19 protein-coding genes are annotated in these 21215 nt (G+C 60.3%); 14 read left to right on the forward strand and 5 right to left on the reverse strand.

From position 1 onward, the window contains the following. Positions 1-846 precede the first annotated feature (846 nt). Both rnhA and LOY50_RS16345 read right to left on the reverse strand, forming a co-directional pair. The gene (gene rnhA / locus LOY50_RS16340; RefSeq protein WP_003180633.1) at positions 847-1299 is read right to left on the reverse strand and encodes a ribonuclease HI; all 453 of its coding nucleotides are present in this window, start codon (positions 1297-1299) and stop codon (positions 847-849) included. Positions 1300-1387: 88 nt separating this feature from the next. Then, positions 1388-2146 carry a class I SAM-dependent methyltransferase gene (locus tag LOY50_RS16345; protein WP_214512740.1) on the reverse strand — a complete coding sequence of 253 codons (759 nt, stop codon included), beginning with the start codon at positions 2144-2146 and terminating at the stop codon, positions 1388-1390. A 65-nt stretch (positions 2147-2211) separates the two neighbouring features. Here LOY50_RS16345 and gloB point away from each other — a divergent pair, with 65 nt between their 5' ends. The 10 genes from gloB to LOY50_RS16395 all read left to right on the forward strand — a co-directional run bounded on the left by gloB (position 2212) and on the right by LOY50_RS16395 (position 14407). Then, entirely contained in the window at positions 2212-2979 is a 768-nt protein-coding gene (gene gloB / locus LOY50_RS16350) for a hydroxyacylglutathione hydrolase (protein WP_258688417.1), read from the forward strand. Between the two features lie 99 nt (positions 2980-3078). Continuing rightward, the gene (locus LOY50_RS16355) at positions 3079-4530 is read left to right on the forward strand and encodes a transglycosylase SLT domain-containing protein (protein ID WP_258688419.1); all 1452 of its coding nucleotides are present in this window, start codon (positions 3079-3081) and stop codon (positions 4528-4530) included. A gap of 239 nt (positions 4531-4769) precedes the next feature. Beyond that, a complete protein-coding gene (locus tag LOY50_RS16360; protein ID WP_408980812.1) occupies positions 4770-6602 on the forward strand; it encodes an extracellular solute-binding protein in 1833 nt (610 codons plus the stop codon). Further along, positions 6599-8452, forward strand: a complete 1854-nt coding sequence (locus LOY50_RS16365) for an extracellular solute-binding protein (RefSeq protein WP_258688420.1) — start codon at positions 6599-6601, stop codon at positions 8450-8452. The genes LOY50_RS16360 and LOY50_RS16365 overlap by 4 nt, the downstream gene beginning before the upstream one ends. A gap of 4 nt (positions 8453-8456) precedes the next feature. Next, a complete protein-coding gene (locus LOY50_RS16370) occupies positions 8457-9530 on the forward strand; it encodes a microcin C ABC transporter permease YejB (protein ID WP_092198160.1) in 1074 nt (357 codons plus the stop codon). A 1-nt stretch (position 9531) separates the two neighbouring features. Then, positions 9532-10551, forward strand: a complete 1020-nt coding sequence (locus LOY50_RS16375; RefSeq protein WP_046062782.1) for an ABC transporter permease — start codon at positions 9532-9534, stop codon at positions 10549-10551. Between the two features lies 1 nt (position 10552). Further along, on the forward strand, positions 10553-12163 hold the full coding sequence (locus LOY50_RS16380; RefSeq protein ID WP_003202738.1) for an ABC transporter ATP-binding protein: 1611 nt from the start codon (positions 10553-10555) through the stop codon (positions 12161-12163). Positions 12164-12182: 19 nt separating this feature from the next. After that, positions 12183-12977: an enoyl-ACP reductase FabI gene (gene fabI / locus LOY50_RS16385; protein ID WP_003202751.1), complete on the forward strand. Its 795-nt coding sequence runs from the start codon at positions 12183-12185 to the stop codon at positions 12975-12977. Positions 12978-13268: 291 nt separating this feature from the next. Continuing rightward, the gene (locus LOY50_RS16390) at positions 13269-13574 is read left to right on the forward strand and encodes a transposase (protein WP_038858942.1); all 306 of its coding nucleotides are present in this window, start codon (positions 13269-13271) and stop codon (positions 13572-13574) included. Further along, a complete protein-coding gene (locus LOY50_RS16395) occupies positions 13571-14407 on the forward strand; it encodes an IS3 family transposase (protein ID WP_258688422.1) in 837 nt (278 codons plus the stop codon). Before LOY50_RS16390 ends, LOY50_RS16395 begins: the two co-directional genes overlap by 4 nt. Before the next feature lie 140 nt (positions 14408-14547). On the opposite strand, the gene LOY50_RS16400 is transcribed toward LOY50_RS16395, so the two are convergent. Continuing rightward, positions 14548-15510, reverse strand: a complete 963-nt coding sequence (locus tag LOY50_RS16400) for a diguanylate cyclase (protein ID WP_253475642.1) — start codon at positions 15508-15510, stop codon at positions 14548-14550. Positions 15511-15648: 138 nt separating this feature from the next. On the opposite strand from LOY50_RS16400, the gene LOY50_RS16405 reads away from it, so the two are divergent. After that, positions 15649-16473: an AraC family transcriptional regulator gene (locus LOY50_RS16405; protein WP_214512747.1), complete on the forward strand. Its 825-nt coding sequence runs from the start codon at positions 15649-15651 to the stop codon at positions 16471-16473. A gap of 85 nt (positions 16474-16558) precedes the next feature. Here the strand turns inward: LOY50_RS16405 and LOY50_RS16410 are convergent, their stop codons facing one another. Beyond that, a complete protein-coding gene (locus LOY50_RS16410; protein ID WP_253475645.1) occupies positions 16559-17146 on the reverse strand; it encodes a LysE family translocator in 588 nt (195 codons plus the stop codon). A 142-nt stretch (positions 17147-17288) separates the two neighbouring features. On the opposite strand from LOY50_RS16410, the gene LOY50_RS16415 reads away from it, so the two are divergent. Then, a complete protein-coding gene (locus LOY50_RS16415) occupies positions 17289-18743 on the forward strand; it encodes a TrkH family potassium uptake protein (RefSeq protein ID WP_258688425.1) in 1455 nt (484 codons plus the stop codon). 77 nt (positions 18744-18820) lie between these two features. On the opposite strand, the gene LOY50_RS16420 is transcribed toward LOY50_RS16415, so the two are convergent. Next, entirely contained in the window at positions 18821-19321 is a 501-nt protein-coding gene (locus LOY50_RS16420) for a hypothetical protein (RefSeq protein WP_253475651.1), read from the reverse strand. A 145-nt stretch (positions 19322-19466) separates the two neighbouring features. Between LOY50_RS16420 and LOY50_RS16425 the strand changes: the two genes are divergently transcribed. Beyond that, positions 19467-20549, forward strand: a complete 1083-nt coding sequence (locus LOY50_RS16425; protein ID WP_258688428.1) for a bifunctional transcriptional activator/DNA repair enzyme AdaA — start codon at positions 19467-19469, stop codon at positions 20547-20549. Positions 20550-20572: 23 nt separating this feature from the next. Further along, on the forward strand, positions 20573-21190 hold the full coding sequence (locus LOY50_RS16430; RefSeq protein ID WP_258688429.1) for a DNA-3-methyladenine glycosylase: 618 nt from the start codon (positions 20573-20575) through the stop codon (positions 21188-21190). Positions 21191-21215 lie beyond the last annotated feature (25 nt).

Raw genomic sequence — 21215 nt, forward strand, 5'->3', positions numbered from 1 at the left:
GGAGTTTTATAGATATTTGGGCAGAAAGCTGAAGCATCCGCGACAGATGCTTCATGACTTAGAAAAGCCAAGAAAAGCGTCGATGAGTTTAGTAGGAGGCCTATCAAGAAATTTTCCTGATAAAAATTTAGACAGGCAACGGGAGAATCTTTGGCTCCAGCGCACCCTCCGCACTTTCGATCTAAATTATTTCGTCAAAACAAGAAAGCAACGTATTTGAAAGCACCTCAAATCGAACGCGGGCATGGGGGTACATGAGGTAGAAGAAAGGTAGCAGCACCAAGCGCCAAGCTAAACCAATTGCAGGTCATGTACGTAAACTGAGTCACCGACAGGCCAAAAATTTCAGCAAGCCCCGTACAACAGATAATTTAGTGAAAAAAAATTATCGTTAAATCAATGAATTAGCCTGATCAAAACTACAGAGAAAAAAGTGTAAACGGAAATGGGCAAAAAACGGCCTGGGTTTACACTTTAGGCGGAAATTTTCCAAAAATGAAAACAAGAGTGATAAAAACTCTATTTACGCCAAAGGGTTAAGATTGACGCAGTACGTTTACACTCTAGGTGAGTGGGCAGAAATGGATTACAGATCTGTTGGCCATCAGTGTTCAGCTCTCAGCGGGCAGTCTTGCAAAAGCGCGGATGTTAACACGCCCTTGTCGCAAGGGGATTTACCTGGGACCCAGGCTCTTGGAAGCAAGTGATGAACGAGAGCAAACACTGTGGGAGCAAAGCTTGCTCGCGATGAAGATCATGCGGTCTTTCAGGAAAACCAGGGCGCCTGTATCGCGAGCAAGCTTTGCTCCCACACAAGCGCCCTCGCCACAGGGACGCATCCGAGAATCAAGCCTGCTTGTAGCCCCGCACCTCATCGACCCCACGATTGGCCAACTGGTCGGCCCGTTCGTTGCCGTGGTGGCCGATGTGGCCGCGCACCCATTTCCAGGTGACGTTGTGGCGGTTGACCTGTTCATCCAGCAGCTTCCAGAGGTCGGCGTTTTTTACCGGCTCCTTCGCCGCCGTCTTCCAGCCGCGTTTCTTCCAGTTCGCCATCCACTCGTTGATGCCTTTCATCACGTACTGCGAGTCGGTCACCAACAACACATCGCAGGACCGCTTGAGCTCTTCCAGGCCTCGGATGGCGCCCATCAGCTCCATGCGATTGTTGGTGGTATTGGCTTCGCCGCCCCAAAGTTCCTTCTCCACGCCCTTGCACACCAGCAACGCGCCCCAGCCGCCTGGACCGGGGTTGCCCTTGCAGGCGCCATCAGTGAAGAGTTCTACGCTATCGCTCATGCCAATCTATCCAGAAAAAATGCAAAAGCCCGCCGATCGGGCCCGACAACACCCGCAGCCCAATGCTGGCAAGAACCATCGAAAAAGGTTACGGCTCGATGTGGCGACGATTGACCTTGGCCATTGGCAAGGGAATCAACTTGCCCATCGGCTCGCGTCGCACCTGGCGCACCGGGCGCAGCCCGACCGCGATCTTGCGTGCCACCAACAGGTAGAAACCGCCACCGGACAGCTGCCAGTCACCGGCCTTGCGCTCCCAGCCAGCCAGGCGCGCCTGCCACTTGGGCGACGCAAGCGGCGGACGATAGCACCCGAAGCGGCGTTTCTCCAGCGCAAAGCCCAGCAGGTTCAGCCAGTCGCCGACCCTCGACGCCGAGATGCAGCGGGCCTGGCGCAAGGCGTCGTGGGCAAACACATGACGCAAGCCCCAGGCGCTCCAGGGGTTGATGCCGATGATCAACAGGTGCCCACCGGGGCGCACGCTGCTGGCGGCTTCACGCAACAGACCGTGGGGCGACAGGCAGAAATCCAGGCCGTGCTGCATGACCACCACGTCGGCGGCATGTTCGCTCAATGGCCAGGCCTGCTCCTCGCAGACGATTTCCACCCCGGGCAACGGCGCCCCCAGGCGCACGTTGCGCTGGACTTGCGGCGCCGACGGCGGCGTTTGCGCCGAAGGGCCGTAGTGCACCAGATAGCCGCCGAAGAACCGGCCCAACTCGTCTTCGAGCATGCGCCGTTCTTCTTCCAGCAAAAATTGCCCGACAGGGCCGGACAGCCATTCACGGGCGGCGCTGATCAACGCCAGCCAGTCAGGATCAGCCTGAGCGAACGCTTCATCGGTCATTGCATTCTCCAACGCGTCAGGAAGTTCTAAGATGCGCCTTTGTTTTCCGCTTGGCGAATTCCACGATGATACAGATCAGTGCCCTGCCCGCATTCACCGATAACTACATCTGGTTGTTACAGGACCACGCCACCCAGCGCTGCGCCGTGGTCGACCCAGGTGACGCCGCTCCAGTGCAGGCCTGGCTCGAGGCCCATCCGGGCTGGGTCCTGAGCGACATCCTGATCACCCACCATCACCATGATCATGTCGGCGGCGTCCAGGCGCTGAAGAATGCGACGAACGCCACCGTTTACGGCCCGGCCAGCGAAAACATCCCGGCGCGCGACCAGGCCCTGCATGACAACGACAAGGTCAGCGTGCTCGGCTGGGACTTCGATGTCTACGCCGTGCCCGGCCATACCCTGGGGCACATTGCCTACTACCACCATGGCCTGCTGTTCTGTGGCGACACCCTGTTCGCCGCCGGTTGCGGCCGGCTCTTCGAAGGCACCCCTGCGCAAATGCACCATTCGCTCAGTCGCCTCGCCGCCCTGCCTGAAGATACGCTGGTCTACTGCACCCATGAATATACCCTCGGCAACCTGAAGTTCGCGGCCGCCGTGGAGCCCGGCAATCCGGACGTCGCCGCCCGCCTGGAAAAAGTCGGCCGGCAACGCAGCGAAGGCATCATGACGCTGCCCTCGACCCTGGCCCAGGAAAAACTCACCAATCCGTTCCTGCGCACGACTGAAACATCCGTTAAACAAAAAGCAGACGAACGGAACGGCCAGCGAAACCAGACGCCGAGTGAGGTTTTTGCGGCCTTGAGGGCTTGGAAAGATACGTTCTAAGGCAGCTATCGATTGATACAAAAATTCTGAAAGGTTGACCTGTTGGGGTGCGCTTCCTAGAATCGGCCGACATTTTTGCCCGGAACTTACTTCCAGCCAATGTCGTCATCTATACGCAGGTCCGTCCAGTCAGACACATTGACCCGCTTGGCTCAAGCCATCGCGGTGGCTGTGTCCGCCACATTGGCGGGCTGCCAGAGCACGAGCCAGCTGCCGCAGACCGACGCGGCGCACACACCGAATATCGCCGCTCGCGCCAAACAGAAGCCGGTATGGCTCACTGAGAAACCCAGCCCTCAAGTACCCCAGGACGTCTGGGAGCGCATGCGCCAGGGCTTCCAGCTGCAGGAAACGGCCGGCGTCAACCCGCGTATCGAGCAACAGCGCCTGTGGTTCGCCAGCAACCCTTCCGTCATGGAAAGCGCCGGTGAGCGCGGCAGCCTGTACATCCACTACATCGTCGAACGCCTCGAAGAGCGCAACATGCCGCTGGAGCTGGCGTTGCTGCCGGTGATCGAGAGTGCCTACAACCCCATGGCCTATTCCCGGGCCAACGCAGTGGGCCTGTGGCAGTTCATCCCGTCCACGGGGCGTTACTTCAACCTGCGCCAGACCCGCTTCTATGATGGGCGTCGCGACATCACCGCCTCCACCACGGCCGCCCTGGACTACCTGACGCGCCTGCACGACATGTTCAACGGCGACTGGTTGCTGGCGCTGGCGGCCTACAACGCCGGCGAGGGTACGGTCAGCCGCGCCATCGAGCGCAACGAGAAGCTTGGCCTGCCCACCGACTACTGGAACCTGCCGCTGCCCAGCGAGACCCAGGCCTATGTGCCGAAGTTGCTGGCGCTGTCCCAGGTGGTGCTCTCGCCCGATGCCTATGGCGTGAACCTCAACCCGATCGCCAACGAACCCTATTTCCAGGTCGTCGAGATCAACCAGCGCATGGACCTGTCCAAGGTCGCGGCGGTGGCCAACATCGACGAAGACGAGCTGTTCCAGCTCAACCCGGCCTTCAAGCAACGCACCACCATCGACGGCCCCCAGCACCTGCTGGTGCCCACGTCCAAGGCCCAGTTGCTGACCGCCAGCCTGTCGACCATGCGTCCTGAAGAGTTGATCAGCCAGCGCACGCTCAAGCCGGTTTTTGAATCGGCCGACGACAGCGACGACGTGGAAGGCGCCTCGCGCACCTACCGTGTCAAGCGCGGCGAAAACCTCGCCCAGATCGCCAAGGCCAACAACGTCCAGACCAAAGACCTGCAACGCTGGAACAAACTCAGCGGCAACAAGCTCAAGGTCGGCCAGACCCTGGTGATGCAGGACGCCAAGGCCAGCAAGGCCACTGGCAAGCGCATCAGTACCGTGGTGGCCGCCAACAGCAAGGACCAGAAGAAGCAGACCCAATACAAGGTCAAGCAAGGTGATTCGCTGTACGTCGTCGCCAAGCGCTTCAACGTGGAAATGCAGCACCTCAAGCGCTGGAACCCGCGGATGGGCAAGGCGCTCAAGCCTGGGCAGATGCTGACGGTCTATTCCCCGCACTGAGATGACCGGGGAGCTTTGTGTGGTGAGGGGACTCATCTGTGGGAGCAAGGCTTGCCCGCGATGGCCGCACCGCGGTTTAACAGTTGAACCGCGATATCGTTCATCGTGGGCAAGCCTTGCTCCCACAGGTATCCGCTTAGCTGACTGGCACCCCCTCTAAACCCCACCTTTTTCCTGCCGATACAAGCTGTTACTGTACAGGCCATAAAAGCCCAAGCCGCCTGGATCGGATCTCAGACTTGATACGTCCCCTCCTCTTGCTCCTGATCAGCCTGGCCTTGAGCTCTCCCGCCAGCGCAGCCATCAGCGAAAGCCATGGCTATGCGCAGTTCGGCACGCTCAAGTACCCGGCCAGATTCACCCACTTCGACTGGGTCAACCCGCAAGCGCCCAAGGGTGGTGTCTTGCGAGTCATGGCATTCGGCACCTTCGATACGCTCAACCCCTACACGTTCAAGGGCAGCAGCCCGGTTTCCACGCCCAATTTCCTGCAATACGGCATCAATGAGCTGAACGAACCACTGATGGTCGGCACAGGCCAGTACGCACCGTCCGGTGATGAGCCGACGTCGAGCTATGGCCTGATCGCCCAGTCGGTGGAGTACAGCGAGGACCGCAGCTGGGTGGTGTTCAACCTGCGCCCCGAAGCGCGCTTTCATGATGGCGTGCCTATCACCGCCTATGACGTGGCGTTCTCCTACAGGACGCTGCTCAAGGAAGGCCATCCGCAATACCGCACCAACCTGCAGGAGGTGCTGCGGGTCGACATTCTCAATCCGCTGAGAATCCGCTTTGTCTTCAAGCGCGCGGGCAATCCGCTGCTGATCCTGCGCCTGGGGGAACTGCCGGTGTTGCCCCAGCATTACTGGAAAGACCGCGATTTCAAGGCGACGACCTTCGAACCGCCCCTGGGCAGCGGGCCGTATCGCATCACCAAAGTGCAACCAGGCCGCCAGCTGGTGTTCGAACGGGTCAAGGATTACTGGGGCAAGGACCTGCCGGTCAATCGCGGCAAGTACAACTACGACCGCATGGACGTGGAGTTCTATCGTGACAGCGAAGTTGCCTTCGAAGCCTTCAAGGCTGGCGAGTTCGATATCTACATCGAACACCAGGCCAAGAACTGGGCCAATGGCTATGACTTTCCGGCGATCAAGCGTGGCGACATAATCAAGGCACAGATTCCCCACCAGATCCCGACCCAGACCCAAGGCCTGTTCATGAACACCCGGCGCGGCACGTTTGCCGAGGTCAAGGTACGTGAAGCCCTGGGGCTGATGTTCGATTTCGAGTGGACCAACCGCACCCTGTTCAGTGGCGCCTACAAGCGCACCCTCAGTTATTACCCCAACAGCGAGTTTTCCGCCACCGGCCTGCCGGTGGGCCATGAATGGCTGCTGCTCAAGCCGTACCGGGAACAATTGCCGCCCAAACTGCTCACCGACCCCTTCAGCTTGCCCAAGACCGACGGTCGCGGCATTCCCCGGGAAACCCTGCGCAAAGCCTTGGGGTTATTGAAGGAAGCCGGTTGGAGCCTCAACGGCCAACGCCTGCTGAACGCCGACAGCCAGCCCCTGAGCTTCGAAATCCTGCTGGTGAACCCGAACCTGGAGCGCATCCTGCAACCCTACGTCGAGAACCTCGCCAGCATCGGCATCCAGGCCCGGCTGCGCACGGTGGACCGTGCCCAGTACAAGCAGCGCCTGGACCAGTTCGACTTCGACATGATCCTGCTGACCTTGAACCAGACCCTCAGCCCGGGCCTCGAGCAATGGCAGTACTTCCACTCCAGCCAGGTCGGGGTCAAGGGCAGCAAGAACTACTCCGGAATCGCCAACCCAGTGGTCGACCATCTGCTGGAAAAGCTGCTCGCCGCCCAGACCCGCGACGAACAGGTCGCCGCCGGCAAGGCCCTGGATCGCGTGCTGCTGTGGCAGCACTACTGCATTCCCAACTGGTATCTCAATTATCATCGCCTGGCGTACCGCAACCGGTTCGCCTTCGTCACCACGCCGCCCTACACCCTGGGCCTGAGCGCATGGTGGCTGAAATCTTCGGAGAAAGATCAATGAAGCCTTTACGCGCCCTGCTCCTGCAGGCCAGCAGCCTGTTATTCGCCGGGCTGGCCTGTGCCGCGCCGCAGCATGCCGTGACCTTGTACAACGAGCCGCCGAAGTACCCGGCCAACTTCAAGCATTTCGACTACGTCAACCCGGACGCGCCCAAAGGCGGAATCTTCCGCCAGGGCGGTTTTGGGGGCTTCGACAGCCTCAACCCGTTCATCAGCAAAGGCGTGCCGGCCGATGACATCGGCCTGATCTACGACACCCTGGCCAAACAGGGCCTGGACGAACCGTTCACCGAATATGGCCTGATCGCCGAAAAAATCGAGAAAGCCCCGGACAATGGCTGGGTGCGTTTCTACCTGCGTCCCGAAGCCCGCTTCAACGACGGTCACCCGGTACGCGCAGAGGATGTGGTCTTCAGCTTCCAGACCCTGACCAAGGACGGCGCGCCGATGTTTCGCGGCTATTACAACGACGTCGCCGACGTCATCGCCGAAGACCCGCTCAAGGTTTTGTTCAAATTCAAGCACACCAATAATCGTGAACTGCCGTTGATCCTCGGCCAACTGCCAGTATTGCCAAAACACTGGTGGGCCGAGCGCGACTTCAGCAAGGGCAACCTGGAGATCCCGCTGGGCAGCGGCCCCTACAAAGTCGCTGAAGTGAAGGCCGGACGTTCGATCCGCTATGAGCGGGTGAAGGACTACTGGGGCAAGGACCTGCCGGTCAATCGCGGCTTCTATAATTTCGACGTACTGGCTACCGACTACTACCGCGACAACACCGTCGCGGTCGAGGCCCTGAAAGCCGGGCAGTTCGATTTCTGGCTGGAAATGACCGCCAAGAACTGGGCCAACGCCTACAACATCCCGGCCGTGACCGAAGGCCGGTTGATCAAGGAACAGATCCCCAACGGCAACCCCACCGGCATGCAAGGCTTTGTCTACAACCTGCGCCGGCCGATCTTCCAGGACGTACGGGTGCGCAAGGCCTTGAGCCTGCTGCTGGACTTCGAGTGGACCAACAAGCAGCTGTTCAACGGTGCCTACGCCCGCACCCGCAGCTATTTCGAGAATTCGGAAATGGCCGCCACCGGCCTGCCCGGCGAAGACGAGTTGAAGATCCTCGAGCCCCTGCGCGGCAAGATTCCCGAACAGGTCTTCACCGACGCCTTCCAGCCGTCGATGTGCGACGGCAGCGGCATGATCCGCGACCAGCAGCGCAAGGCCTACCAATTGCTGCAAGAGGCCGGCTGGCGCATCGTCGACGACAAGATGGTCGACGCCCAGGGCAAACCGGTGGTGCTGGAGTTCCTGCTGGCCCAGACCGAGTTCGAGCGGATACTGCTGCCGTTCAAACGTAACCTGAGCGACCTGGGCATCGAGCTGATCATCCGTCGGGTCGACGTCTCCCAATTCGTCAACCGCGTACGCTCCCGGGACTTTGACCTGGTGGTGGGCAGCTTCCCGCAATCCAGCTCACCGGGTAATGAACAGCGCGAGTTCTGGATGTCGGCCGCCGCCGACAAACCCGGTAGCCGCAACACCATGGGCCTCAAGGACCCGGCCGTGGACCAGTTGGTGGAACAGCTGATCAACGCCGATTCGCGCAAGAGCCTGGTGGCCCATGCCCGGGCGCTGGACCGGGTTTTGCAGTGGGGCTACTACGTGATCCCGAACTGGCACATCAAGACCTGGCGCGTGGCCTACTGGAACCACATCGGCCATCCGAAAATCACGCCGACCTATGACATCGGCACCACCACCTGGTGGGTCAAGCCAGAGGTCAAGCCGGCCGATGAAGTAGAGAAGCAGGTCATCGAGCAGCAAATCGCCGCCCCTGCGAGCGTGGAGTAACGAAATGCTGGCTTATATTTTTCGGCGACTGCTGCTGATCATCCCGACCCTGTTCGGCATTCTGCTGATCAACTTCGTCATCATCCAGGCCGCACCCGGCGGGCCGGTGGAACAGATGATCGCCAAGCTCGAGGGTTTCGAGGGCGCCACCAGCCGCATTGCCGGCGGCGGTGCCGAAGTGTCCGTGGCAGGCTCCTCCTACCGCGGCGCGCAGGGCCTGGACCCGGGGCTGGTCAAGGAAATCGAGCGTATGTACGGCTTCGACAAGTCGGCGCCCGAACGCCTGTGGATCATGATCAAGAACTACGCCCACCTGGACTTCGGCGACAGTTTCTTCCGCGACGCCAAGGTTATCGACCTGATCAAGGAAAAGATGCCGGTGTCCATCTCCCTCGGGTTGTGGAGCACGCTGATCATGTACCTGGTGTCGATCCCGCTGGGGATCGCCAAGGCCACGCGGCACGGCAGCCATTTCGACGTCTGGACCAGCTCGGCCATCATCGTCGGCTACGCGATCCCGTCATTCCTGTTCGCCATCCTGCTGATCGTGGTGTTTGCCGGCGGCAGCTATTTCGACTGGTTCCCCTTGCGTGGGCTGACCTCCAACAACTTCGACGAATTGAGCATGGGCGGCAAGATCCTCGATTACTTCTGGCACCTGGCCTTGCCCGTGACCGCCCTGGTGATCGGCAACTTCGCCACCATGACCCTGCTGACCAAGAACAGCTTCCTCGACGAAATCAACAAGCAATACGTGGTCACCGCCAAGGCCAAGGGCCTGACCCGCCATCGGGTGCTCTACGGCCATGTATTCCGCAACGCCATGCTGCTGGTGATCGCCGGTTTCCCTTCGGCATTCATCGGGATTTTCTTTACCGGCTCCCTGCTGGTGGAAGTGATCTTCTCCCTCGACGGCCTGGGCCTGATGAGTTTCGAAGCGGCGATCAACCGCGACTATCCGGTGGTGTTCGGCACCCTGTTCATCTTCACCTTGCTGGGGCTGGTGGTGAAGCTGATCGGCGATTTGACCTACACCTTTGTCGATCCGCGCATCGACTTCGAAAGCCGGGAGCATTGAGATGAACCTGTCCCCTCTCAATCGCCGTCGCTTCGAGTTGTTCAAGGCCAACAAGCGAGGCTGGTGGTCGCTGTGGCTGTTCCTGATCCTGTTCGGGCTGAGCCTGGGCGCCGAGTTGATCGCCAACGACAAGCCGCTGGTGGTGCATTACGACGACGGCTGGTACTTCCCGGCCCTCAAGCGCTACCCGGAAACCACGTTCGGCGGCGAGTTCCCGCTGGAAGCCAACTACAAGAGCCCCTACATCCGCGAACTGCTGGCGGCCAAGGACGCATGGGTGCTGTGGGCACCGATTCCGTTCAGCTACCAGAGCATCAACTACGACCTGAAGGTCCCGGCCCCGGCGCCGCCCTCTTCCGTGAACTGGCTGGGCACTGACGACCAGGGTCGCGATGTCCTGGCCCGGGTCATCTACGGCTTCCGCATCTCGGTCCTGTTTGCCCTGACGCTGACCGTGCTCAGCTCGATCATCGGCGTGATCGCCGGCGCCCTGCAGGGCTTCTATGGCGGCTGGGTGGACCTGGCCGGCCAACGCTTCCTGGAAATCTGGTCCGGGTTGCCGGTGCTGTACCTGCTGATCATCCTGGCCAGTTTCGTCCAGCCCAATTTCTGGTGGCTGCTGGGCATCATGTTGCTGTTTTCCTGGATGAGCCTGGTGGATGTGGTCCGTGCCGAATTCCTGCGCGGGCGCAACCTGGAATACGTGCGCGCCGCCCGGGCGCTGGGCATGCAGAACGGCGCGATCATGTTCCGCCACATCCTGCCCAACGCCATGGTCTCGACCATGACCTTCATGCCGTTCATCCTCACCGGCGCCATCGGCACCCTCACCGCCCTGGATTTCCTCGGCTTTGGCCTGCCGCCCGGCGCGCCGTCCCTGGGTGAGCTGGTGGCCCAGGGCAAATCCAACCTCCAGGCGCCATGGTTGGGCATCAGCGCGTTCGCCGTGCTGGCCCTGATGTTGAGCCTGTTGGTGTTCATCGGCGAGTCCGCTCGCGATGCCTTCGATCCGAGGAAGTGAAATGAACCAGGACAACCTGATCGAAGTGCGTGACCTGGCAGTAGAGTTCATTGTCGGCGAACGCCGCCAGCGCGTGGTCGAGGGGGTCAGCTTCGATATCAAGCGCGGCGAAACCCTGGCCCTGGTGGGTGAAAGCGGCTCGGGCAAATCGGTCACCGCCCATTCGATCCTGCGGTTGCTGCCCTACCCGCTGGCCCATCACCCCACCGGGACCATCCAGTACGCCGGCCAGAATTTGCTGGGTTTGAAGGAAAAAACCATCCGTCATATCCGCGGCAACCGGATCGCGATGATCTTCCAGGAACCGATGACGTCCCTCAACCCGCTGCACTCCATTGAAAAACAGATCAATGAAGTGCTCGGCATCCATAAGGGCCTGAGCGGCAAGGTCGCGACCCGCAGGACCCTTGAGTTGCTGGAGCTGGTCGGCATTCCCGAGCCCCACAAGCGCCTCAAGGCCCTGCCCCACGAGCTGTCCGGCGGCCAGCGCCAGCGGGTGATGATCGCCATGGCCTTGGCCAACGAGCCGGAACTGCTGATCGCCGACGAGCCGACCACCGCGCTGGACGTCACCGTCCAGCTGAAAATCCTCCAATTGCTCAAGGAATTGCAGGCACGATTGGGCATGTCGCTGCTGCTGATCAGCCACGATTTGAACCTGGTGCGAAGAATTGCGCATCGCGTATGTGTCATGCAGCGCGGTTGCATCGTCGAACAGGCATCGTGCGAAGAGTTGTTCCGCGCACCGCAGCATCCGTACACTCGGGAACTGCTGGGCGCTGAACCCAGCGGCACCCCGGCGAGCAACGTCGTCGGCCCGCCGCTGTTGCAGGTCGAGGACCTGAAAGTCTGGTTCCCGATCAAGAAAGGCCTATTCAAACGCACGGTAGACTACATCAAGGCCGTGGACGGTATCCGCTTCAGCCTGCCCCAGGGCCAGACCCTGGGCATCGTCGGCGAAAGCGGTTCCGGCAAATCCACCCTGGGGCTGGCAATCCTGCGGTTGATCGGCAGCCAGGGCGGGATCCGCTTCGAAGGCAAGCAGCTGGACAGCCTGACGCAGCAACAAGTCCGGCCGCTACGCCGGGAGATGCAGGTGGTGTTTCAGGACCCATTTGGCAGCCTGAGCCCACGGATGTGTGTGAGCCAGATCGTCGGCGAAGGCCTGCGGATCCACAAGATCGGCACCGAAGCCGAACAGGAACAAGCGATAATCGCGGCATTGAAGGAGGTAGGCCTGGACCCGGAAACCCGGAACCGCTACCCCCATGAATTTTCCGGAGGGCAACGGCAGCGTATCGCCATTGCCCGGGCCCTGGTGCTCAAGCCGGCGTTGATTCTGTTGGATGAACCGACGTCGGCCCTGGACCGTACCGTGCAACGCCAAGTGGTGGAGCTGTTGCGGTCGTTGCAAACCAAGTACAACCTGACGTACCTGTTTATCAGCCATGACCTGGCTGTCGTCAAAGCGCTGAGCCACCAGTTGATGGTGGTCAAGCATGGCCAAGTGGTCGAACAAGGTGATGCCCGCAGCATATTCGCCGCGCCGCAGCACCCCTATACACAGCAGTTGCTGGAGGCCGCCTTCCTGGCCCCAACAACTGCCGAATAACCTGAAAGAGGAGCAACACATGGGTTTTCTCGCCGGTAAGCGCGTACTGATCGTCGGTGTCGCCAGCAAGCTGTCCATCGCATCCGGCATCGCCGCCGCCATGCATCGCGAGGGCGCTGAGCTTGCCTTCACTTATCAGAACGACAAGCTCAAGGGTCGTGTCGAAGAGTTCGCACAAGGCTGGGGTTCGAGCCCTGAGCTGTGCTTCCCGTGCGACGTGGCCAGCGATGAAGAAATCGCCAAGGTCTTCGAAGAACTGAGCAAGAAGTGGGACGGCCTGGACTGCATCGTGCACTCCGTGGGCTTCGCCCCGGGCGACCAACTGGACGGCGACTTCACCGAAGCCACCACCCGTGAAGGTTTCCGCATTGCCCACGACATCAGCGCCTACAGCTTCGTGGCCCTGGCCAAGGCCGGTCGCGAAATGATGAAAGGCCGCAACGGCAGCCTGCTGACCCTGTCGTACCTGGGCGCCGAGCGCACCATGCCGAACTACAACGTCATGGGCATGGCCAAGGCCTCCCTGGAAGCCGGCGTCCGTTACCTGGCCGGTTCCCTGGGCCCGGACGGCACCCGCGTCAACTGCGTCTCGGCAGGTCCGATCCGCACCCTCGCTGCTTCCGGCATCAAGAACTTCCGCAAGATGCTGGCCGCCAACGAAGCGCAAACCCCGCTGCGTCGCAACGTCACCATCGAAGAAGTCGGCAACGCCGGCGCCTTCCTGTGCTCGGACCTGGCGTCGGGCATCAGCGGTGAAATCATGTACGTGGACGGCGGCTTCAACACCACCGCCATGGGCAACATCGAAGAGTAATCTTCACGTTGCAGCAAAAACGCCGCTTGCCCTGGAAAGGCCAAGCGGCGTTTTTTTTATGCTCTCACTACAAATCCCTTGTGGGAGCGAGCTTGCTCGCGAAAGCGGTGGGTCTGCTGGCATTGATATTGACTGTGCCTACGCCTTCGCGAGCAAGCTCGCTCCCACATTGATTGTGCTGAGCCTCGGTTTTTCGACCAACATAGATCCCCTGTGGGAGCGAGCTTGAACTGGCCTAATAATTCCGGACACCTCTTAAGGGCGATATGATTTCGCCAATTTGGAGGTTCCATGAAAGAAAGAAGAGTCTTTTCCCGCGAGTTCAAACATCGTGCGGCCAGCATGGTGATTGATGACAACTGTTCAGTACAGGAAGTCTGCGCATCGCTGGACATCAGTGCTACCGCGTTACGACGGTGGGTGGACCAGGTTCGCAAGGAACAAAAAGGTCAGCCAGTTCAAGGCACCAAGGCCATTACTGAGGATCAACGGCAGATTCAGGATCTGAAAGCCAAGATCAAACGCATGGAAATGGAAGCCGAAATCTTAAAAAAGGCTACCGCTCTCTTGATGTCGGATCCCGATCGTTTTCGATGATCGCGGAGCTAAGAGAGTCATTCCCGACCGCCATCCTGTGTCGCGTTTTCGATGTGAAGCGCAGCAGCTTTTACGAGTGGCTACAGCGGCTCTCGCGGCCTAAGATCGAGCGCGAAGAACTCAAGGGGAAGGTGGTTGAACTGCACAGCGAAAGCCGGGAAGCCATGGGGTCCAGAACGATCAGCAAGCATCTGAAGGCCCAAAACATAGCGGTCGGCAGAAGCCTTGTTAGAACACTGATGAGGGAAGCCAACATTGTCAGTAAACAACGCCAGCCTCACCCATTCAGGTCCAAAGGAGTTGAAGCATTTGTCGCACCCAATCTGCTCAAGCGTAATTTCAAGCCGACCGTGGTCAATCAGGTCTGGTGTGGCGACGTTACAAGCTTGATGGTGGGTAAACGCTGGGTTCATCTGGCCATCGTTATCGACTTGTTTGCTCGCCGGGTCATTGGTTGGGCATTTTCGCTGATCAATGACGCCAACCTGGTCAGCAAGGCGTTACGCATGGCGATAGAGCTTCGAACATGCCCACCTGGATTGATGTTTCATTCGGATCAGGGCTGTCAGTACACCAGCCGCAAGTTTCAAGAAGAGTTGATGCGCAATGGCATTTTGCAAAGCATGAGTCATCGCGGGCAGTGCTGGGACAATGCTCCAACAGAACGTTTTTTCGGCACCCTGAAGTCAGAATGGGTCCCTCGCAACGGTTACAGCACGAGCGAGGAAGCACAAACCGATATGGTGCGCTTCTTCATGTACTACAACCGCACCAGGCTCCACAGCTACAACGACTACCTATCGCCAATAGCCATGGAGCAAAAAGCAGCATAAACACCGTAACTGGTGTCCGGATTTACTTGACCAGTTCAGCTTGCTCGCGATGGCGGTGGGTCTGCTGGCATTGATATTGACTGTGCCTACGCCTTCGCGAGCAAGCTCGCTCCCACATTGGATCTGGGGGTTGGCTTGTACTAGCTGCGTAACGCCTGTTTCTGCGTGTACATCGCCGCATCCGCGTCCGCCAGTAGCGTGTCGATCGACTGATGACGCTGGGGGTCGTACTCGATCTGGCCGACACTGAAACGAATGTCATAGCCACGCTGCAACATCGCATTGCGCTCATCGAGGATTTCCTTGAGCCGCGCCATGATTGCCGCTATCTCGACATGGGAAGAACCGGTGAGCAACGCCACGAATTCGTCGCCGCCGAGGCGGCCGATCACATCACTTTCGCGAAAGGCGATACGCAGCACATCGGCGAAGGTTTTCAGCGCGTTGTCGCCCTCGGCGTGCCCATAACGGTCGTTGATCGGCTTGAAGTCATTGAGATCGAAGAACAGCAGCGTCGCCGGTCGCGACAAACGATCACACACATTCAAGGCATGCTGGGCCAACGTCCTGAAGCCACGTCGATTGGATAACAGCGTGAGCTCGTCCATGCTCGCCATCTGCACCGCGACCATTTCCTGTTCGGCCATGCGGGCCAAGTCGCGCAGCAATTCGCGCTCTTCGTCATTGAGCTTGCGCGGCCGGGTGTCGAGCAGGCACAACGTGCCAAGCTTGCTGCCGTCCTCCAACCCCAGCGGATGTCCCGCATAGAAGCGAATGCCAGGCTTGTCCGTGACCAGTGGGTTATCGTGGAAGCGTTCGTCCTGTTCCGCGTCGCAGATCTCCAGGATCTGATCCTGCAAAATCGCATGCCCACAGAAGGAAATCTCCCGCGGGGTTTCGCTGGCGTCCAGGCCGGCGCTGGACTTGAACCATTGCCGGTTGGCGTCCACCAGGGACACCAGCGCGATGGGCACGTCAAACAGGCGTCGGGCAAGACGGGTCAGGCGGTCAAACCGCTCTTCGGGTGCGGTATCCAGCAGCTTGAGCGAGTGCAGATTCTTGAGGCGATCGGCTTCGTCGTCCGGTTTGCGTGGCGCAAGCATCGGAAACTCCATTGGCAGGACTTCATGAAGTCTAGCCCAGGACCCCAACCCTTCAAACCGAACGGGCTAAATCCGACGGGCATTTGCCGGTCAGGACTAATACACTGCCACTCAGGTTCAAGACGAGGACGCTGACCGATGAAGCACGCCCCCCATGACGACGCCCCACGCTTCTGGCGCGACGCGGCCCTGCCCTTCATCGAAGCCCGGGCCATCGGCGATGGGCGCAAGGTCTGCTATTCGCGCCATTCCCATGACCACTTTTCCATCGGTGCGATCACCGCTGGGCGCAGCACCTACCTTCACGAACGATCGAAATTCCAGGTGGAAAGTGGCACGGTGGTGCTGATGAACCCGGGCGACGTCCACGCGTGCAACCCGATCGACGATCAGCCGTGGTCCTACGTGATGCTGTACGTCGACACCCAGTGGCTCAGGGACTTGCAGCGCCGTATCGGCTTTGACGAAAGCCTGGATTTCCAGGGCTTCGCCACCACGCACAGCCGCGACGTGGAACTGTTTACCGCGCTGGAAAAACTGTATGGGCAATTGGTAGACGAGCAACTCGACGCTGGCGACAAGCACGCCGCCGCCGAGGCGTTTTTCATTGACCTGCAACAACGGCTCAACCCTGCCGGTCGCCCGGATCGTGGCAGCCATCCGGGCCTGATGCGTGCGGCGCAGTTTATCCACGACCATTGCAGTGAAGCCTTGAAGCTCGAAGACATCTGCACCGCCGCGCAACTGTCGCCGTCCTACCTGAGCCGAGCCTTCAAGCGCCATTACGGGATGACGCCCCACGCCTTCCTGGTCAACCGCCGAATCCAGTTTGCCCGGCGCCAATTGCGCGAAGGCAAGCTGATCGCCGACGTAGCGCTGGACAGCGGGTTTGCCGACCAGGCGCATTTCCAGCGTGCCTTCAAGCAACACCTGGCGGCCACGCCCGGGCAATATCGAGGCTGATACCGCACCACCACATTGTTTGAACCGGGGGCCCTCGCCACAACAGCTCTTCCTTCTCAAAAACCAGGGTTGCCGCCACTTCAGCTCAAGGCAACAGCAGATACACCGCACTGGCCACCAACAACACCGCCATCGTCCGATTGAACAGGCGCATGGTCGCCGGATTACCCAGCCAGGTGCGCAGGAAACTCCCGGCGTAGGCCCAGCAGCCCACCGAGACGTAGCAGATCACCAGGTAGATCGCCGCAAACTGCCACACCAGCCGCGCCTCACCATCGGCCACGAATGCCCCCATTCCGGCCACGCAGGCCAGCCACGCCTTGGGGTTGAGCCATTGCATCAACGCGCCATAGAACATCGAAGGCGCCCGCCCCTCGTCCTCGCCACCCAGGTGCCCGCTGTCCATCGCCAGTTTCCAGGCCATGAACAACAGAAACCCCACGCCGCCCAGTTGCACCACCCGTGTGAGGCCAGGCCAGCGCTGCAACACTTCATGCAACCCCAGCCCCATCAGCACCAGCAGCAAGACGAACCCCAGGGTTGCACCGCCCACATGGCGCAACGTCGCACGAAACCCGTACCGCGCCCCGGAGCTGAGGGCGACGATATTGACCGGGCCAGGTGTAATGGAGGCGACCAGGGCAAACGCCGCCATGGAAAGAATCAAACTCATCGCATACCTTCTTCTTATCTGTGAGGTGGCGATCAAGGTAAATTGCCAATCGCGAGCGGTATTGAACAAAACTGCCCAAGGGGCTACCCATCAGCCCACCACAAAAACAATACTGTGCGGCTTATTCATCCAGGCGTGTTCTATGTCCATTGCGGTAGTGCGGTTTATTGGCTTCATCCTCGGTATTTTCCTGATCACCCTGGCTGCCAGCATGGCAATCCCGCTTGTGACGCTGGTGATGTACGAGCGCAACGATGACCTCTCGGCGTTTTTGTGGTCGAGCCTGATCACCTTCGTCTGCGGCATCGCGCTGGTGGCGCGTGGTCGGCCAGCAAACACCCAGATGCGCCCGCGGGACATGTACCTGCTGACCACCGCCAGTTGGGTCATCGTCTGCAGCTTCGCCGCCCTGCCCATGGTACTGATCCACCACATCAGCTACACCGATGCCTTTTTCGAGACCATGTCGGGCATCACCACCACCGGCTCGACCATCCTGACCGGCCTGGACACTGCCTCCCCCGGCCTGTTGATCTGGCGCTCGATGTTGCACTGGCTCGGCGGGATCGGCTTCATCGGCATGGCAGTGGCGATCCTGCCATTGCTGCGGGTCGGCGGCATGCGGCTGTTCCAGACCGAGTCGTCGGACTGGTCAGAGAAAGTCACGCCGCGCTCCCATGTCGCGGCGAACTACATCCTGTGGATCTATGTCGGCTTGACCGCTCTCGCCACCCTGGCCTTGTGGCTGGCCGGCATGACGCCCTTCGAAGCGATCAACCACGCGATGTCGTTGATTTCCACGGGTGGCTTTTCCACATCGGATGCTTCCCTGGGGCATTGGCCCCAACCGGCCATTCACTGGGTGTCGGTGGTCGTCATGATGGCAGGTTCGCTGCCCTTCACCTTGTATGTCGCTACCTTGCGCGGCCACAAACGTGCATTGCTCAAGGACCAGCAAGTCAGGGGATTCGTCGGTTTCCTGGTCATCACCTGGCTCATCGTGGGGACCTGGCTGAGCCTGAACAGCGACTACAGCTGGTGGAATTCGGTCCGTATCGTGGCCGTCAACGTGACGTCGGTGGTCACCACCACGGGCGTGGCGCTGGGCGACTACACCCTATGGGGCAGCTTTGCCTTGCTGCTGTTCTTCTATTTGACGTTCGTTGGCGGTTGCTCGGGATCGACGGCCGGTGGGCTGAAGATCTTCCGCTTCCAGGTAGCCGGCGAGTTGCTGATGGGCAGCCTGAAACAACTGATCCATCCCCGGGCGGTGATCCAGAAAAAATACAACAATCACCCCATCGACGAAGAGATCGTCCGCTCGCTGCTGACCTTTTCGTTCTTCTTCACCATCACCATTGGCGCTATCGCCCTGGGGCTGGCGCTGATCGGCCTGGACTGGACCACCGCCCTGACCGGCGCGGCCACCGCCGTGTGCAACGTGGGCCCCGGGCTGGGCACGATCATCGGGCCAGCCGGCAACTTCTCGACCTTGCCGGATGCGGCGAAGTGGCTGCTGACCATAGGCATGCTGCTGGGTCGGCTGGAAATCCTGACGGTGCTGGTGTTGTTCACACCCGTGTTCTGGAAGTATTGAACGCGTCGGGTCAGGCAAGACAGACAAACAAAAAAGCCGCGACGCCATGCACAGGCGCCGCGGCTTTTTTCAAGCGATCAGCGGTCGTTCTTGATCGAAGAGCTGGTCGCGTTGGTCAGGCCCTTGGTGTTGTGGGTACCTGGTGTAGCGGTGGAAATCGCCGATGCCTTGGTCAGGCCACGGGTATCACGGTCCTTGGCGATGCTCGAGGTCAGCGAAGCCTTGCTGGTGCGGTCGGTGCGAGTGGTACCAGTGTGCTTGCCGCTCAGGCCATGATCGCGGGTGCGAGTACCGGTGTGGTCGCTGGCCAATCCTTTGCCAAGGCCGCTGGAATCACCAGACTTGTCATGGCCCTGCCCACCACCGGTGCCGCCACCAATGCCACCACCGTGGCCACCGCCATTGCCACCACCATTACCGCCGCCGTTTCCTCCACCATTGCCACCACCACCTCCATTGCCACCGCCTGCGGCATAGCTCGAACCGATAGGCGACAACTCAGCAGGCAGCAAAGCCGAGGCACCGAACGCCAAGGCGCAGACAGCAACGGCGATGAGAGATTTCTTATGCTTGGACATGATGTCTCCGAAAGACAAAAACAACGGTTGAACCTTTAAGACTCGCAGGTTCAATTTTTGTTCGTGACCGTCCGACCAAGTGAACGGAAATTCACTGTCGATTTTTCGGTGGAGTCGTTCCGGGCACGGTTCTATGCTTTGGCCCATGAACCTACATGACTCGCTGCTTCCGCCCCATGCCGAGATGGTCCGCGCCATGCTCGAACGAGACACCGCCTACGAGGGGGTGTTCTTCACTGCGGTCAAGACCACCGGTATTTTCTGTCGCCCCGGTTGCACCGCGCGCAAACCGAAACCGGAGAACGTGGAGTTCTTCGCCCATGCCGACGAAGCCATGTCCGCCGGTTACCGGGCCTGCCTGCGCTGCAAGCCCCTGGACGCCGCCGCCATCGCGCCAGACTGGATCCAGGCCCTGCTCAAAGCCGTGGACGCCGAACCCGATCTGCGCTGGACCGATGCCCTGCTGCTGGAACAAGGTATCGAGCCGCTGAAATTGCGCCGCTGGTTCAAGCAACATTTCGGCATGACCTTTCACGCCTATCTGCGCACCCGCCGCCTGGGCATTGCCTTGGGCGGCATCAAGGACGGCAGCTCCATCGACAATGCCGCATTCGACTCCGGCTATGAATCGTTGAGCGGGTTTCGTGACGCTTTCGTGAAATCCTTCCACATCACCCCGGGTCGTGCGGCCCTCAGCGAGCCCTTGCTGTTCACCCGCCTGACTACGCCATTGGGGCCGATGCTGGCCATGGCCGAACGACGAGGCCTGGTGCTGCTGGAATTCCTTGACCGCCCGGCCCTGACCAAGGAACTGGAAGAGCTGCAGCAACGCTACGGCTACACGGTTGCGCCCGGGCACAACGCTCATTTGCAACAGATCGAAACCGAACTGGCCGACTATTTCGCCGGCAAGCTCACGGCATTCAACGTCCCGCTGCACATGCCCGGCAGCGCCTTCGCCGTGCGAGTCTGGGCTGAACTGCAAAAGATTCCCTACGGCGAAACCCGCAGCTACGGCGGCATCGCCACGGCGCTGGGCAGCCCTGGCGCCAGCCGCGCCGTAGGCCTGGCCAACGGGCAGAATCGCTTGGCCATCGTCATTCCCTGCCACCGAGTGATCGGCGCAGATGGCTCGTTGACCGGCTATGGTGGCGGACAGCCGCGCAAGGCATTTCTGCTACGGCTGGAGAAAGCCGCGGTGCAGGTTTCGCTGCCCCTGGCGTTTTGAGCGCCCCGGAGAACAAATACCCGATGCCTGTGCCCTACCACGACGCCAGCGCCTTGCTGGCAAGCCTCGACGAAGACTGGCGACGTCACGTCGAGGCGACCGGCCCTTGCCTGCTGCAACCCAAGCCGACCCGCGACCCCTATGAAGCCTTGGTGCGGGCGATTGCCTACCAGCAACTGCACGCCAAGGCAGGCGATGCAATCCTCGGTCGGCTGCTGGCGTTGTTCCCGGCGCAAACCTTCCCCAATCCCGGGCAGATCCTGGCGACAGACGTTGCGCAGTTGCGCGGCTGTGGGTTTTCCGCCAGCAAGGTCGCGACGATCCAGGGCATCGCCCAAGCGGCCCTGGACGGAGTGGTGCCGGATTACGCCACGGCGCGGGCGATGGAGGATGAAACGTTGATCGAACGCCTGGTCAGCTTGCGTGGCGTCGGGCGTTGGACCGTGGAGATGCTGCTGATCTACAGCCTGGAGCGACCAGACATCCTGCCAGCCGATGATTTTGGCGTACGTGAAGGTTATCGACGGCTCAAGGGGTTGGAGCAACAGCCAAGCCGCAAGCAGATGGTTGAGATCGGCCTGGCATGGAGCCCTTATCGGACGGTGGCGGCGTGGTATTTGTGGCGGGTGCCCGGCCGCTAGACCGTGTCATCGTTCATCGCGAGCG

The sequence above is a fragment of the Pseudomonas sp. B21-010 genome (assembly GCF_024749325.1).
Lineage (GTDB): Bacteria > Pseudomonadota > Gammaproteobacteria > Pseudomonadales > Pseudomonadaceae > Aquipseudomonas > Aquipseudomonas kilonensis.

What these genes read in the sequence shown, in the direction of transcription:
- gloB (WP_258688417.1), top strand. Translation starts at nt 2,212, where the DNA reads ATGATACAGATCAGTGCCCTGCCCGCATTCACCGATAACTACATCTGG.
- LOY50_RS16375 (WP_046062782.1), top strand. Translation starts at nt 9,532, where the DNA reads ATGAACCTGTCCCCTCTCAATCGCCGTCGCTTCGAGTTGTTCAAGGCC.
- LOY50_RS16380 (WP_003202738.1), top strand. Translation starts at nt 10,553, where the DNA reads ATGAACCAGGACAACCTGATCGAAGTGCGTGACCTGGCAGTAGAGTTC.
- LOY50_RS16355 (WP_258688419.1), top strand. Translation starts at nt 3,079, where the DNA reads ATGTCGTCATCTATACGCAGGTCCGTCCAGTCAGACACATTGACCCGC.
- LOY50_RS16390 (WP_038858942.1), top strand. Translation starts at nt 13,269, where the DNA reads ATGAAAGAAAGAAGAGTCTTTTCCCGCGAGTTCAAACATCGTGCGGCC.
- LOY50_RS16430 (WP_258688429.1), top strand. Translation starts at nt 20,573, where the DNA reads ATGCCTGTGCCCTACCACGACGCCAGCGCCTTGCTGGCAAGCCTCGAC.
- LOY50_RS16400 (WP_253475642.1), bottom strand. Translation starts at nt 15,510, where the DNA reads ATGCTTGCGCCACGCAAACCGGACGACGAAGCCGATCGCCTCAAGAAT.
- LOY50_RS16425 (WP_258688428.1), top strand. Translation starts at nt 19,467, where the DNA reads ATGAACCTACATGACTCGCTGCTTCCGCCCCATGCCGAGATGGTCCGC.
- LOY50_RS16405 (WP_214512747.1), top strand. Translation starts at nt 15,649, where the DNA reads ATGAAGCACGCCCCCCATGACGACGCCCCACGCTTCTGGCGCGACGCG.
- LOY50_RS16395 (WP_258688422.1), top strand. Translation starts at nt 13,571, where the DNA reads ATGATCGCGGAGCTAAGAGAGTCATTCCCGACCGCCATCCTGTGTCGC.
- LOY50_RS16410 (WP_253475645.1), bottom strand. Translation starts at nt 17,146, where the DNA reads ATGAGTTTGATTCTTTCCATGGCGGCGTTTGCCCTGGTCGCCTCCATT.
- fabI (WP_003202751.1), top strand. Translation starts at nt 12,183, where the DNA reads ATGGGTTTTCTCGCCGGTAAGCGCGTACTGATCGTCGGTGTCGCCAGC.
- LOY50_RS16365 (WP_258688420.1), top strand. Translation starts at nt 6,599, where the DNA reads ATGAAGCCTTTACGCGCCCTGCTCCTGCAGGCCAGCAGCCTGTTATTC.
- LOY50_RS16420 (WP_253475651.1), bottom strand. Translation starts at nt 19,321, where the DNA reads ATGTCCAAGCATAAGAAATCTCTCATCGCCGTTGCTGTCTGCGCCTTG.
- LOY50_RS16370 (WP_092198160.1), top strand. Translation starts at nt 8,457, where the DNA reads ATGCTGGCTTATATTTTTCGGCGACTGCTGCTGATCATCCCGACCCTG.
- rnhA (WP_003180633.1), bottom strand. Translation starts at nt 1,299, where the DNA reads ATGAGCGATAGCGTAGAACTCTTCACTGATGGCGCCTGCAAGGGCAAC.
- LOY50_RS16345 (WP_214512740.1), bottom strand. Translation starts at nt 2,146, where the DNA reads ATGACCGATGAAGCGTTCGCTCAGGCTGATCCTGACTGGCTGGCGTTG.
- LOY50_RS16415 (WP_258688425.1), top strand. Translation starts at nt 17,289, where the DNA reads ATGTCCATTGCGGTAGTGCGGTTTATTGGCTTCATCCTCGGTATTTTC.